The 14,266-nt window shown below is 63.1% G+C and carries 8 protein-coding genes; 6 read left to right on the top strand and 2 right to left on the bottom strand.

The features are described 5' to 3' along the window. The 4 genes from V2B31_RS13830 to V2B31_RS13845 form a co-directional block, all read left to right on the top strand. A partial coding sequence (locus tag V2B31_RS13830; RefSeq protein WP_328279474.1) for a 3'-5' exonuclease occupies positions 1–1,598 on the top strand: 1,598 nt, incomplete at its 5' end. Then, positions 1,595–4,756 carry a helicase-related protein gene (locus tag V2B31_RS13835; protein WP_328279476.1) on the top strand — a complete coding sequence of 1,054 codons (3,162 nt, stop codon included), beginning with the start codon at positions 1,595–1,597 and terminating at the stop codon, positions 4,754–4,756. The genes V2B31_RS13830 and V2B31_RS13835, both read left to right, overlap by 4 nt. Then, on the top strand, positions 4,746–6,581 hold the full coding sequence (locus V2B31_RS13840) for a DUF1998 domain-containing protein (RefSeq protein WP_328279478.1): 1,836 nt from the start codon (positions 4,746–4,748) through the stop codon (positions 6,579–6,581). Before V2B31_RS13835 ends, V2B31_RS13840 begins: the two co-directional genes overlap by 11 nt. Continuing rightward, positions 6,581–8,260: a nuclease-related domain-containing DEAD/DEAH box helicase gene (locus V2B31_RS13845; protein WP_328279480.1), complete on the top strand. Its 1,680-nt coding sequence runs from the start codon at positions 6,581–6,583 to the stop codon at positions 8,258–8,260. The genes V2B31_RS13840 and V2B31_RS13845 overlap by 1 nt, the downstream gene beginning before the upstream one ends. Before the next feature lie 4 nt (positions 8,261–8,264). On the opposite strand, the gene V2B31_RS13850 is transcribed toward V2B31_RS13845, so the two are convergent. Continuing rightward, entirely contained in the window at positions 8,265–8,681 is a 417-nt protein-coding gene (locus V2B31_RS13850; protein WP_328279482.1) for a CopG family transcriptional regulator, read from the bottom strand. Then, complete coding sequence (locus V2B31_RS13855; protein WP_328279484.1) at positions 8,678–10,729, bottom strand: conjugal transfer protein TraG; 2,052 nt, start codon at positions 10,727–10,729, stop codon at positions 8,678–8,680. Before V2B31_RS13855 ends, V2B31_RS13850 begins: the two co-directional genes overlap by 4 nt. A gap of 136 nt (positions 10,730–10,865) precedes the next feature. On the opposite strand from V2B31_RS13855, the gene V2B31_RS13860 reads away from it, so the two are divergent. Both V2B31_RS13860 and V2B31_RS13865 read left to right on the top strand, forming a co-directional pair. Continuing rightward, positions 10,866–12,272 (top strand): SIR2 family protein, encoded by a 1,407-nt coding sequence (locus V2B31_RS13860; protein ID WP_328279486.1) that lies wholly within the window; start codon positions 10,866–10,868, stop codon positions 12,270–12,272. Continuing rightward, positions 12,262–14,265 carry an ATP-binding protein gene (locus tag V2B31_RS13865; protein WP_328279488.1) on the top strand — a complete coding sequence of 668 codons (2,004 nt, stop codon included), beginning with the start codon at positions 12,262–12,264 and terminating at the stop codon, positions 14,263–14,265. The genes V2B31_RS13860 and V2B31_RS13865 overlap by 11 nt, the downstream gene beginning before the upstream one ends. Position 14,266 lies beyond the last annotated feature (1 nt).

Consider the following 14,266-nt stretch of genomic DNA (forward strand, 5'->3'; position numbering starts at 1 on the left):
TTCAGCAGCTTGGGAATCCCTCCCGTGAGTCAGTCCCAGCGCGCGTTAGTATTACCGGACGATACGAGGAAAATATCGAGCGGGTGCTGGCGCTTGTCGAAGGTGATGATGACGTGATCGATTATCTTGGGAACGTCGAGCATCTGATCATCGACGAGGCCCAGGACCTAGTCGGTCTGCGGGCAGATCTGGTCGAGGCGATTATCGCGCGTCTCGACCCTTCATGCGGTGTGACTGTCTTCGCCGATGAGGCGCAAGCGATTTACGGCTTCTCGGAGGACGAGGAATTTCTGACCGGAGACAGACCGGAGGAGCTTCTCGATCGCTTGCGCTCCAATCCTTCCTATCACTTCGCAGGTGCCGCGCTCGACACGATCCACCGCACCTCGGCCAAGGGCCTCCGCTCGATCTTTTCGGATGTCCGGGCGGCCGTGCTCGGCGCGCGGGGCGAAGGTGATGGCATGTTTGCCCGGATCCGGCAAAGCATTGCCAGCCATGCGGACGGAGATGATCTGCAGCCTACCAAGCTCGCATTCGAAACGCTCGCCGCCGGTTCGCTTGTGCTGTTCCGCACGCGATCGGAGGCGCTGATGGCATCGCAATTCTGCGAAGTGCCGCATAGCCTCCGGTTGTCCGGTTATGGCGCCAACCTTCCGCCCTGGCTTGCCATCTGCTTCCATGACTGGCTGGCGGCCTTCATGGGGCGTGACGAGTTCATGGCGCGATGGGCCTCGCGCGTCGATCCCGGCGCACCACCCGGATACGGGCCTGATGAGGCATGGGCAAAGCTGACCCGTCTCGGCGGCGCAGTGGACGGGTCACTGGAAATTGCGCGGCTTCGCCGTGTGCTCGCGCGTCGCAGTGCACCGGTCGAACTGGCAACCGCCGAGTTCGGCCTACCCGGTCCGGTGATCGGTACCATTCACGCGAGCAAGGGACGCGAGGCTGACAGCGTGCTGCTCCTGGCCGCCGAGGACAGGGAGTTCAAGTCGGCCGAAGCCGAGGAAGAGGAGACCCGCGTGCTGTTTGTGGGATCGACACGCGCGCGCCTCAACCTGAAAATCGGCAAGGCGATCAAATATCCGGGCTCAAGCCTCAGATCGGGCCGCTGTTACCGGAAGACGGGCGGCAACTCCTCCCGGAAGGCCATGGTCGAGATTGGACGGGACGAGGACTTCTCGGCTGCCGGACTTGTCGGGAATAACCATTCGACGGCTGGCGAGGCGCACGCCGCTCAGGAGTGGCTTCGCCAGCACGCCGGCGTGATCATGAACTTCGAGCTGCAGCGCGACGGCGAACTCAAATGGAATTACCGACTGTGCAATCCTGAAAACGCTGCGACGCTTGCCATCCTCACCCCCCGTTTCCGCGATGATCTCTGGGAAGTCGCAAACCGCCTGTCCGAAAAGACCGGATCAAAACTGCAGCCGCCATCGAACGTGCGCCATGTCCGCGCACTGGGTTGCCGGACGCTGGTAGTCGCCGACGATGACGCCGCGATCGAACGGCTGCATGCCCCTTGGTCGAAATCCGGATTCCTGCTCGTGCCCAGGGTGGCTGCTTTCACGACCGCGTACTTCTGGGGAGGCCGCCAATGAGAGCCGACAGTTCGGCGGACCGCGACGTTCTCGCCATTCGGTTGCACGAGGATCTCGTCGGGCCGCGCTCGCCCGACGAAATACTGACGGACAGGCCGAGTGACTTCTACCTGACCGGTATTCTCTGGCCGCAGCGGACGGAGATGGCAGGCGAGGATGACGACAGCCTGGCGGTCGGGGGGAGTTCGGGCGCAGACGACGGGCAAGAATCGGAAGCCGCCTCGGTGCCGGTCACATCGATCCAGAAGCCGTCAGTCGCCGGTATCAGTTTCTGCTTCGCATCCAAAGGCCCGGCCCGGGTCCGCCTCGTCTGCCGGTTTGCACGCTACCGGCTCGTTGAGGATGCGGAGAAAGGCGGGAAGCTCTGGCACAGGACCGGCATCGAGGTTGATATCGACAATCTCGAGCTGAGCGACGGCAGCAGGTTTGTAGATCTGGGTGCTGCCAACCCCGACGCCGCAGGCACGCAGCTCCACATCCGCTCCATCGACGGAGGAGACCGGAAGCTTGCGACCGTATCGCTGATCAACGGCGTGAATCCGGGCGAAGGCCGCGACGGACTCGAACTCGCTACGATGTTCCAGACCTCCCTCCGGATTACGCCCGGCCCCGGCACCAGGCTGGTGCCGAAGCCCACGCGACGGGGCGGGACCGATCCTGACGAGCATGCGGACGAGCAGTCTGCGGCACTTCTGTTTCGCGACGTCCACGAATTTGCCGCTGGCCATACCTGCTCCGCGGTGTGGGACGAGGTTCACGGGGCCGACACCGGCGAGCCTTCTACCGGCTGGATCGAGACAAGCTGGCTTCCCTCGTCGATCCTCTCCGGGGTCAACCCCTCCGGCCATGCAGCCTTCGCCGGACTGAAAGCGCCGGCAGGCGGCGTGGACCCCCTCGGCGCCAGAAGCCTCGCAATGGCGGACGAAGCCGGGCTCCGTCACGCGCTCGGTCGGCTCTGCACATGCTATGCTGACTGGATCAGCCTTCAGAGGGCGAAGTATCCGAAGCTCACCGAAGGCGAACAGACGGCCGCAGAGGCGAACATCCGCGCCTGCGAAATGGTGCTCGATCGTATGCGCAAGGCCGCAACGGAAATCTGCGACAACCGCGATCTCCGCCAGGCATTTCAGCTGGCGAATTTTGCCATGCATATCCAGCACGGTTGGGATGCCGAGAAGGCCAGGCACGGTGAGCTTCGCTGGCGGCCCTTCCAGCTGGGGTTCCTTCTGCTCAGCGCGCCATCCTCGGCGCTCTCCGGGCATGCCGATCGCGGAATCATGGATCTGCTCTGGTTTCCGACCGGCGGCGGCAAAACCGAAGCCTATCTCGCGCTCATAGCATTGGTGGCATTCTACCGGCGGCTCGACGGCCGGGAAGCGGGAGACGGTGTGGCCGCGATCATGCGCTACACCCTCCGTTTGCTCACCACCCAGCAGTTCGCGCGTTCGACCGCCATGATCCTCGCGTGCGAGGCGATACGGACCGGACGCATCGCGGCACCGCATCGCGACCGTCTCGAAGGCTGCGCGCCCTTCTCGGCCGGCCTGTGGGTCGGAGGCGACGCAACCCCGAACCGCCTTTCGATCGCCTGGGCGTCGCTGCAGGGATCGAAGGAGGTGGCATCTCCTAAGCAGCTGGCTAACTGCCCCGCCTGCCACACCAGCATTGCCTGGAATCAGGCCAGCGTGGCCTCTCCGGTGATCGCCAGCTGCACGACCGCAGGCTGTCCGCTCCACGGACCTTTGCCGGTCTGGACAGTGGACGACGATGTCTACCGCGAGCGACCTACGCTGGTGGTGGGCACCGTCGATAAATTCGCCCAGATCGTGCGAAATCCGGCCACCAACGGCCTGTTCGGTGTTGCGGCAGGTACACCGCCGGACCTTGTTATCCAGGACGAGTTGCACCTTATCTCCGGACCCCTCGGAACCGTCGCCGGAACCTACGAGGCGGCTTTCGACCTGCTCTTCTCCGCAGGCGGCGCGGTGCCCAAGGTGATCGGCTCGACTGCGACCATCCGGCGTGCCTCGGAACAGGTCCGCGATCTTTTCGACCGCATTGCCTGCCAGTTCCCGCCACCGGCGATCGACCATGATGACTCCGGCTTCGCGGTGCACAATCCTGCGTCGACGGGCCGTCGCTATATCGGTGTCTCAACGGCTGGCAGGTCAGCCAAATTCTCGCTTCAGGCGGTGGCCGCTTCCCTGCTCCAGTCGGCTGCTGCAGCCTTTGCCACGCCGAAGTCGCAGGATCCGTACTGGACACTCGTGGGCTATTTCAATTCACTGCGCGAGCTCGGCGGCGCGCTCGTTCTTATGCAGGACGACGTCACCGACAGCATCAGGCTCTATGCCGATGCACGCGTCGAACCGGCGAGGCCGATGAAGAATGTCGACGAGCTGACCTCTCGCCGGACGCAGGACGAGATCCTGAAAATGCTCGATACCCTCGCCATCCGTGTCGGACAGGCCGGCGCGCTCGACACGGTGCTGGCAACCAATATGGTCAGTGTCGGCGTGGATATACCGCGGCTCGGGCTGATGCTGGTCAACGGCCAGCCCAAGACGATCGCGGAATATATTCAGTCGACGAGCCGCGTCGGACGCGGCGAGGTGAGCGGACTTGTCGTCACGATCCTCAACAACGCCAAGGCTCGGGACCGCTCCCATTTCGAAACCTTCGCGGGCTGGCACCAGACACTGTACCGTGACGTCGAGGCGACCAGTGTCACACCGTTCGCGTCCCGGGCGCGCGACCGGGCGCTGCATGCCGCGCTGGTCGCCGCCGTGCGCCATCTGATTCCAGGGATGCTCGATAGGCCAGTGCTCAGCGATGCGGCGCTGGCAAAGGCACAGGACCTGATCGATCTGATCGTTGAGCGTGCGCGGCGGATCGATCCGGAGGAGAAGGATGTCCGGGCGGAACTTGAACGACGGCTTACGCGGTGGACGGCGCGGGTGCCGGTCTTCTACTGGCAGGACTACAAGGATTCCCAGTCACTCCTGCAGAGCGCGGAGCGCGCGGCATGGAAGAAGGCGCTTGGCCGACAGGCCGGTGCAGCGTGGCCGACCCTGAATTCGATGCGCAGCGTGGAAGCAGGAACGCCATTCCGCATGGCTCCGGTCTTGCGGCCAAGAGGGGGAAGCGATGGCGAATGATCTTCAGGACCTGCGGCGCAGTACGGTGGTCTCCACCTTCGGCCCCGGTTCGGTCATCGATTTCCGCGCCGACAACGCCGCAGTGTCGGGCATGGCAGCCGGGCTGGAGGAATGGGATCGTTCCTTTCCGCCGGCAGGGCTCGCGAACGCACAGACCGTCCGCGAGACACGACTGCAGAAGAAGCTGGGCGTCCAGGGCTTCCGCCTGCCTCCCGTAGTCGAGGAGAGGCGGAAGGAAGAGGACCCGGACACCCGCCGTCTCGTTGCGGTTCGCTTCCCGCAATGGCTGCAATGTCCCGAGTGCGACCGCATCGGGCCAATGAAGAACTGGTCGGACGATCCCGGCAAGGCCTACCGGTATTGTCCGGACTGCACCGCCAAGAGTCCGGGCGGCCGCAAGGTCTTCGTCATTCCAGTGCGCTTCGTGATGGCATGCGCCCGCGGACACGTCGACGAGTTCCCCTGGCACTGGTGGGTCGGACACAAGCCGGACTGCACTAATCTGCGGGGATCGCTGACATTGCGAGCGGAGCACGCCGGTCTCGCGGGACTCATCCTGAAATGTCCGAAGTGCAAGGCATCGAAGTCGATGGACGGCATCTTCGCGAAGCAGACCTGGGAACGCTTTTCACGCTGTCCGGGCAAACGGCCGTGGCTCTCCGACGCGGACGAGACCTGCACCGAGCAGCTGGTCGCCGTCCAGCGCGGCGCCTCCAATCTCTATTTCGCCGTCACCCAGTCAGCACTCAGCATTCCGCCATGGTCCGACCGTCTGCAGGAGTGCCTCGGCACGTTCTGGGACACGTTGGTCAATATCGATCCCTCCCAGCGCGAGCTGTTCATCGACATGATGGCCAAGGGTGAACTCGGACCGGTGCTCGAAGAGCTCAAAATGACGCCCGCGCAGCTCGCGGCCGCGATCGATCGTCGCGTGGAAAAATACGCCGAGATCGACACGTCGGATCTGCGGCCTGCCGAATTCCGCCAATTCGTCGAGGATCCCGGCGACCGGATCGACAAGGATCTGGAATTCGAGATCAGGCGGGAAACTGTCCCCGAAGTGATCCGGCCCTGGGTCGCGACGATCGTAAGGGCGGTGCGCCTGCGCGAAGTGAGGGCGATCACCGGATTCACGCGGATCAATCCGCCCGGCGATCCGGACTCTCCCGAGGTAGCCCAGCTCTCGAAAACAAGACTTCCGTGGCTGCCTGCGATCGAGGTTCGTGGAGAAGGCATTTTCCTGGCGCTCGACGAGAAGCGGCTTTCGGCATGGGAATCGCAGCCACTTGTCCAGCAGCGTGCGGCCGAAATTCACGCGCTGTATCGCGCTGACTGGAAGTCGCGCCATGGCGAGGACACCGAGCCGCCGCGTATCATCACGGCGCGGTACATGCTGTGTCATACGCTGGCGCACGCCCTCATGCGGCAGCTGACTCTGGAATGCGGCTATTCGAGCGCCTCGCTCCAGGAGCGGATCTATGCCGCAGCGGGCGACGATCCCATGGCTGGCGTCCTCATCTATACCGCGACCCCCGATTCCGACGGAACGCTCGGCGGTCTTCAACGGCAGGGCAAGGCGGAACGGATTCCAGGCATCCTCACGCGCGCGCTCTTTGCCATCGAGTGGTGCTCGTCGGACCCGCTGTGCATTTCGGACATGATGGGCGCGCAGGCGACCTTCTCCCATTCGGCTTGCCATGCTTGCGTCCTTGCCCCGGAAACATCCTGCGAGGCGTTCAACAGCTACCTTGACCGTGGTCTTTTGACAGGCCTGCCGGGCAATCCGCAGACAGGCTTTTTTGACGGCCTGATGAGGCCGGCCTGATGGCGGTCATGTGGCCAAGGGATCTGCCGGTATCGATCCGGCAGGACCGCCGCCGGCGCGCGGAAGTTCGTGTCTACGACAAGCTGGCAGCCATTCTCGATGACAGCTTCACGGTGTTCTATTCGAGCCCCTGGCTCGGTACTGACCATCTCGGCGCGGAGAAGGATGGCGAGTGCGACTTCCTCGTCGCGCATGCGCGCCTTGGATATCTTGCGATCGAGGTGAAAGGCGGCGGGATCTCGTTCGACCCCGAGGCGGCACAATGGTGGAGCACCGACGCCCAGCATTTCCGCCACAAGATCAAGGATCCGGTCAATCAGGCCCGGAGCGCAAAACACGAGCTGCTGAAGAAACTCAAGGCGTCCGGTCGTTGGCGCGAGCGATTCATCCACATCAGCCACGGTGTCATCTTCCCTGATGCCGTGGCACCGCCGAGAGATCTCGGCACCGACCGGCCTACGCGCATTTTCTGCTGCTCGCGTGAATTCGCCGACGGGTTGAGGCAATGGATCGGCAGGCGGCTTGATGAGGGCCGCAATCCGCCGGCCTGCGAGCCGCTTGGTCAGGACGGACTGGCGGCATTCACCCAAATCCTTGCAAGCCCTTTCCAGCTTCATTTCAGTGTCTCGGCGGCCATGGCGGATGCGGCGGAGCATATGGGCGTTCTCGAGCCCACCCAGTTTCATATTCTCGACCATATCGCCGACATTACCCGCGCCGAGATCAGGGGTGGCGCCGGGACCGGAAAAACCGTGATCGCGGCGGAAGAGGCCATGCGCCTCGCGTCGTCGGGAAAGCGGACACTACTTACCTGCTACAGTAGCCCTTTGGCAGCCGAGCTTGGGCGCCGGCTGGCCGGCATAGAGAACCTCACTATTTCAAGCTTTCACTCGGTATGCGGTCAGGTGGCGGCTCGAGCGGGATTGGCAATAGGCACCGCTGCGAACGACCAGCAATTGTTCGATGAATTGTTACCCGCCGCCCTTATCGACGCCATCGATCTTAATCCGGGAGGGAGATGGGACGCGATCGTCGTCGATGAAGGCCAGGACTTCCTGCCGACCTGGTGGGTGGCGATTTCGACAGCTCTCGCGCCTGGCGGCACGCTGCGCGTAATGTCGGATTCAAACCAGCGGGTTTATGCCACCGGACGTGTGCCTTGTGCGGACCTCGAACTTGTCCCCATCAGGCTTAAACGAAATCTGAGGAATACGAGGGCAATCCACAGCGCCGCCCAGGCGCATTACGAAGGCCCCGATATCGAACCCCAGGGACCTGAAGGCCACCCTGTTAGCTGGATCCCGGTAGCCACGCGACAGCAGCTCGCTGAAGCAGCCTATGCGGAGCTGCGCCGACTCGTCCATCGCGAGGAGGTTGCGCCTTCCGACATTGCCATCCTCTTTCCATCTGCAGACTGGTTCGAGCCTTTCAGAATCGCAGCAGCAAGATCGGATTTCGATTTCGCGACTTGTGATGACCTGACTAGTGATACTGTGATCATCGACACGGTGCGCCGCTTCAAGGGGCTTGAACGACCTGCCGTCATTCTTGTTGTCACCCCCTCTGATATGGTCGCTTTCGAGATGGCTTATGTTGGCATATCGCGTCCGAGAACGTATTTGGCAGTCATTGCCACAGAGGGCGATTACTGCTGGCTGCGTCCTGAACAGAGCGAGTAATGCGCTATTCCCCAGACTTGGGAAAATCTTCACCGATTTCCTGACGCACTCTCGGCCCGTTGGCGAGTCGCCGTCCCAATGCTTCCATGAAGGCGTCGTAACGGTCGTTCCCCAGTCGGCGTAGGGCAGCACGTTCCCCCTCGGGCGGCGGCGGGGTCGATGTCAGCCAGAAGCGCACGAACTGTGCGATCATCTCGACTCCGATGCCGTGATCGCGTTCGAGACGCGCCACCTTGCGGTCGAGCCGGTCGATGCGCTTCGCAATCGCCGCCTCGCGCCGCTCGTCGCCATCGGGCGAGAGGAACGACGCAATGGCCGCCTCCGCGACCAATGAGCGGGATTGCCCGCGCCGGTCGGCATAGGAGGCCAGCGCCTGCATGATGTCGCGGTCGAGATAGACCGAAAGCCTGCCCTTGCTCATAGCTCGATCCCGTCATCCCGGTCCATCGAGGCCCGGCGCGCGTTAATTGCCCGTTCGCGCTGGATTTCCCGGTTGCGTATGGCGTCCGCGTCGGGCTCCGGCTCGTCGGGGTCGAACTCGTTGGCCGGCGCGGGCCGGGGTTTGGGCGCAATATCGAGATGCTGTTCCTGCTCGGGTTCCTGACGGATATCCGCCACCGCCTCGCTTTCGCCCGCGGTATCGGGCTTCCCTCCTTCCGCCTTGCCAGCCTGCCCGGTTCCCTTCGCTTCTTCGCGCTTGCGTGCAAACGCCCGCATCGTCGCATCGTCAGGCGCGATGGGCGGCAAGTTGCGCCAGTCGTCCGGGCGGATTTCCCGATCGACCCAAGCTGACGGATCGGGCGGTGCCATGATGCGGGCGGCCAAGCGGTCGTCGGTATAATAGGCTGCCTTCTTCGCGCGGATCGGATTGACGCCGGACACCATAACGATTTCCTCGTCGGGCGGAAGTTGCATGACCTCGCCTGGCGTCAGAAGCTGGCGGGCCGTTTCGGAGCGCGAGACCATCAGATGTCCGAGCCAAGGCGACAGCCGGTGCCCGGCATAGTTCTTCATTGCTTTCATTTCGGTAGCGGTGCCGAGCGCCTTCGACACGCGCTCGCCCGTCCTCTCGTCGTTGGTCGCGAAGCTGACCCGGATATGGCAATTGTCGAGGATCGCGTTGTTCTGGCCGTAGGCTTTTTCGATCTGGTTGAGGCTCTGCGCGATCAGGAAGCCCTTGATTCCGTAGCCGGCCATGAACGCCAGCGCGGACTCGAAGAAGTCGAGCCGGCCCAGCGCCGGGAACTCGTCGAGCATCAGCAGCAGGCGATTGCGTTTCGCGCCACTCTCCAGTTCCTCGGTCAGCCGCCGTCCGATCTGGTTGAGCATCAGGCGGATGAGCGGCCGCGTGCGCGAGATGTCCGAAGGTGGGATCACCAGATAGAGCGAGACCGGCTCGGGGCCGTCGACAAGGTCGGCGATGCGCCACTGGCAGCAGCGCGTCACCTTGGCGACCACCGGATCTCGGTAAAGCCCCAGGAAGGACATCGCGGTGGACAGCACGCCCGACCGCTCGTTGTCGCTCTTGTTGAGCAGTTCGCGCGCGGCGGAGGCGATCACGGGATGCACGCCCGCCTCGCCCAGATGCGGGGTCGCCATCATCCGGTCCAGCGTCGTCTCGATCGGTCGTGCCGGGTCCGACAGGAATGCGGCCACCCCGGCCAGCGTCTTGTCGGGTTCGGCGTAGAGCACATGCAGGATCGCGCCGACCAGCAGCGCGTGGCTGGTCTTTTCCCAGTGATTGCGACGTTCGAGCGAGCCTTCGGGATCGACCAGCACGTCGGCGACGTTCTGCACGTCGCGCACTTCCCACTGGCCGCGCCGCACCTCCAGCAGCGGATTATAGGCCGCCGATGCTGCGTTGGTCGGATCGAACAGCAGGACGCGCCCGTGCTGCGAGCGGAAGCCGGCGGTCAGGGTCCAGTTCTCGCCCTTGATGTCGTGGACGATGGCAGAGCCGGGCCATGTCAGGAGCGAGGGCACCACGAGACCGACGCCCTTGCCGCTACGGGTCGGCGCGTAGCACAGCACATGCTCGGGTCCGTCATGGCGCAAATAGGCCCGACCGAACTGGCCCAGCACCACGCCATCGCCACCGAGCAGGCCGGCCTTGCGGATTTCCTTTTCGCTCGCCCATCGCGCCGAGCCGAAAGTTTCGGCGTTCTTCAACTCACGCGCGCGCCAGACCGACATGCCGATGGCCACCGCGATCGACACGAAGCCGCCGGATACAGCGATGTAAGCGCCGGTCTGGAAGATGTCGGGCGCATAGGCGTCGAACGAGAACCACCACCCGAAGAAGGCTGGCGGCGGATAGATCGGCCAGTCGCCGACCATGAACCAGGGCGGGCCAAGCTCGGGCTGATACGCGAGTGCTGAGGCCGTCCATTGTGTCGCGCTCCAGATGCTGGAAAGCACGATGAGGAAAACGGCGATGACCTGGCCCCAGAGAATTTTGGTTGCGGACATATGGCCTCCTTCCCGCAAGGAGAAGGTCAGGAACTGGCGATTCAAGCGCTATTCGCGCCCATCGCAGCGTGGCGAAGAAAGACAGGAAATAGCGTAGTTATCTTCTATTCTCGCTCGGCCCGGCTTAGATACCTTCATGCAAGAGGGGGGAGCTGAGTGCGAATCGAAAGAGAACAAACCCGATTGGATCGGACCAACCGGGCGAACGCCCAGATCGTTTGGCTGGCAAATCCGCATGGCTGACCAGGATGCGGCAATTACCGCGCGCCGGTTTCATTTTATTCGGCATGGCGATACGATCTCGTCCGACCTTGATTGGGAGCGCGGGCCTGATCTTGTCAGGAAAGCGATCGGGGAATCTCTGAACGCTCGCAATGTCGCTTTTCTCCTTGGCGCTGGCTGCTCCTCCCTGATGAAGAACAAGGTTGAGGTCGGGATTTCGACAATGGCGCCACTCGCCGAGGAATTTTGTGGCTATCCTCTCGCGCCGGACGCTGACGCGGCATGGGACCCGCCCGAACCACCCGCTTGGGCGTTGGATGCCGACGATGTCGCTTTCCTCGACAAGCTCGGCGCGAAGCTCGCCGGAACTGAATACGCCCGCAATCTCGAACGGCTGATGGAATTGCTCCACAGTCTGCGGTTCGTGTTCGAGCGGAGCAAGAATCAACCTCATATCGCTAGCAAGGCCAAGGTCGAAGCGATCATCAGGAAGGTGCAGGGTTTTATCTGGGAACGGTGTACGGACGGCGCATTCGCCAGCGGCGACACCTCTGTCCTTGATCTCTACGAGGCTTTCTACCGCAAGCTCGTACTGCGTGATCGCTCGCTACCCCGACCTTGGGTGTTCACCACTAACTACGACCTGTTTAACGAACGGGCGATGGACCGGCTTGGTCTGCCCTACGCAAACGGCTTTTCCGGCGTGGTCGAACGCCGCTTCAATCCCGCGACTTTCCGCTACGCGCTCGCTGAACAGCTCGATCTCACCAGCCGGAAATGGTCGGCGGTCGATGGCTTCGTCTATCTGTGCAAGCTGCACGGCTCGATCAGTTGGACCGAGGACGATCACGGCCTGTTCCCCGTCCGCGAGCTGTGGCCGCAGGACGCGCCCACCAAGGTCATGGTCTATCCAACCCCGGCCAAGCAGAACTCCAGCCTCGGCTCCCCTTATGCCGACCTGTTCCGCGAATTTCAGTCCCGCATCGTCCGCGAGCAGAGCGTACTCGTCACCGCAGGCTTCGCCTTCGGCGACGAGCATCTCAACAACATTATCTATCAGGCGCTGACGATCCCGACCTTTCGCCTCATCATCTTCGCGGACCCCGAGGCCGGCGGCGAGATCGCGAAGCTGCGCGCTCTCGGCGATCCGCGCATCTGGATCATCGGCGGCGACGGACCGGCCGAAGACACGCGCGCGCACTATTTCGATACAATCGTCGAGCATTTCATGCCGCAGCGCCCGCCCGAGCGGATCGACGAGGCGATCCGGCTCGTGCTTGAAAGCATGGGTCCGCAAAAGGCGCCTGCCGATGAGTTTTGACGATCGCAAGCGCGCAATCGGCAAGGTAGTCTCCGTCGCCGCCGACCGCTTCGTCGTCGAGATGCACAGCGGCACCGACAATTTCACCGTCGTCGGCTTTGACGATGTTCACTATGTCGCGCGGCTCGGCTCCTTTCTGATGATCCCGGCGCAGGCCGAATATGTCGTCGCCGAAGTCGTGGGCCTGCGCGAACGCGATACCTCGGGCGGCGGCGTCTCCGATGGCCAGCTCGACAAGGTGAACTCGGCCAAATATCTCGACGTCGTGCCCGTAGGCATGTTGCCGATGCAGGGCGCGGGCAAATTCCGGTTCGGCGTTTCGCTCTTTCCCTCGCTCTATGCCGATGTTCTCTACGCTCTGGATAGCGAACTCGATCGCATCTTCGACACCGACGCCGCTGTGGTTCCGTCGATCGGTCCCGGCGAGGAACCCTGCGATCCGGCCGACGCCACCCGGTTCCGCAACCTTGCCATTGGCCAGTCGGTGATCTTCGAGGACTATGAAGTTAAGGTCCGTATCGACGACTTTTTCGGCGGCCATGTCGCGGTGCTGGGCAATACTGGCAGCGGCAAGTCCTGCACCATCGCGTCCGTCCTCCAGGCGCTGTTCGAGAAGCCCGACGAGCATCATGCGCGCGGCGCCACATTTGTCGTGCTGGACGTCAACGGCGAATACCACCGCGCGTTCGCCGAGCTGCCCGACAAGGCCGACATCGGCGTCCAGCGCGTGATCCTCGACGGCACCGCCGCCGATGGCGTGTTCCGGGTGCCACATTGGTTCCTCGATCTCTCCGAATGGGAATTGCTGCTGCAAGCCAGCGAGCGGACCCAAGTTCCGATCCTGCGCATGGCGCTCGGCATGGCGACGCTGTTCGGCACCAACAGTGCGAGCGCTTTGAACACCTACCGCAACCACATCCTCGCGACGTGCCTGACCCAAATCCTCGGCGACGAGACCCCTCCCGGTGCCAAGGAGACGCGCATCCGCGGCATCCTCCAGCGTTTCAGGACGGCCGAGATCAACATCGCCGCCCTCAATTCCTGGATCACCGTCAAGTTCGGCAACATGACGGCGCTCGAAAGCGCATATGATTTCCTCGCGGGCAAGGACGGCGCGGGCGGCTTCATCGACCCCGACCTCAAATTTCCCGACTATGACGGGACGCCATTCGACTTCACGGCGCTCGGCGACGCGATCGACCTGGCGCTGCTTTATCAGGAAGCGCACGGCAACCGGCAAATCCGCGACTATTGCGCGCAGATGGTGACGCGCTTCAAGGCGCTGGATGAGCGGTCGGACTATGGTTTTCTCCGGCACGACGCCGACGAGAGCCATACCGATGTAGCCAGCTTCCTGTCCGGCATCCTCGGCCTGACGGCGATCGACGGCGGCCATACCAAGGCGGCTCAGATCATCATCATCGACATGAACGCCGTCGAGGACGAAGTGGTCGAACTGGTCAGCGCGGTCGTGTCGCGCATGATCTTCCGTCTTCTGCGGCAGGCCGACCCTCGCAACCGCTTCCCGGTGCATCTCCTGCTTGAAGAGGCGCACCGCTATGTCGCGTCAACGCCGTCGCGCTACGCGATGGACGCGAGCAGGATATTCGAGCGCATCGCCAAGGAAGGGCGCAAGTATGGCTTGTTCCTCCTGGTCGCTTCACAGCGCCCCAGCGAATTGTCCAAGACCGTGCTGTCGCAATGCGCCAATTTCGTCGTACATCGCATCCAGAATCCCGACGACCTCTCGCAGATTCGGCAGATGACGCCGTTCATTTCCGACAGCGTGCTTCGCCGCTTGCCGTCGCTGCCCAAGCAACACGCCCTGGTGTTTGGCAATTCGGTGAACCTGCCGACGACGTTCAAGGTTCGCAGCGCCGCACCGCTGCCGGCCAGCGACGACGCCAAGATCGTCGATCTCTGGTTCCATGAAGCAGGCCGTCCATCGCTGCTGAAATTGAATTCCGCAGGTGCTGCTGCGGCGGCCCCGTGAC

The organism is Sphingobium sp. (assembly GCF_036170395.1).
GTDB lineage: Bacteria > Pseudomonadota > Alphaproteobacteria > Sphingomonadales > Sphingomonadaceae > Sphingobium.

What these genes read in the sequence shown, in the direction of transcription:
- V2B31_RS13860 (WP_328279486.1), top strand. Translation starts at nt 10,866, where the DNA reads ATGCAAGAGGGGGGAGCTGAGTGCGAATCGAAAGAGAACAAACCCGAT.
- V2B31_RS13845 (WP_328279480.1), top strand. Translation starts at nt 6,581, where the DNA reads ATGGCGGTCATGTGGCCAAGGGATCTGCCGGTATCGATCCGGCAGGAC.
- V2B31_RS13840 (WP_328279478.1), top strand. Translation starts at nt 4,746, where the DNA reads ATGGCGAATGATCTTCAGGACCTGCGGCGCAGTACGGTGGTCTCCACC.
- V2B31_RS13835 (WP_328279476.1), top strand. Translation starts at nt 1,595, where the DNA reads ATGAGAGCCGACAGTTCGGCGGACCGCGACGTTCTCGCCATTCGGTTG.
- V2B31_RS13865 (WP_328279488.1), top strand. Translation starts at nt 12,262, where the DNA reads ATGAGTTTTGACGATCGCAAGCGCGCAATCGGCAAGGTAGTCTCCGTC.
- V2B31_RS13850 (WP_328279482.1), bottom strand. Translation starts at nt 8,681, where the DNA reads ATGAGCAAGGGCAGGCTTTCGGTCTATCTCGACCGCGACATCATGCAG.
- V2B31_RS13855 (WP_328279484.1), bottom strand. Translation starts at nt 10,729, where the DNA reads ATGTCCGCAACCAAAATTCTCTGGGGCCAGGTCATCGCCGTTTTCCTC.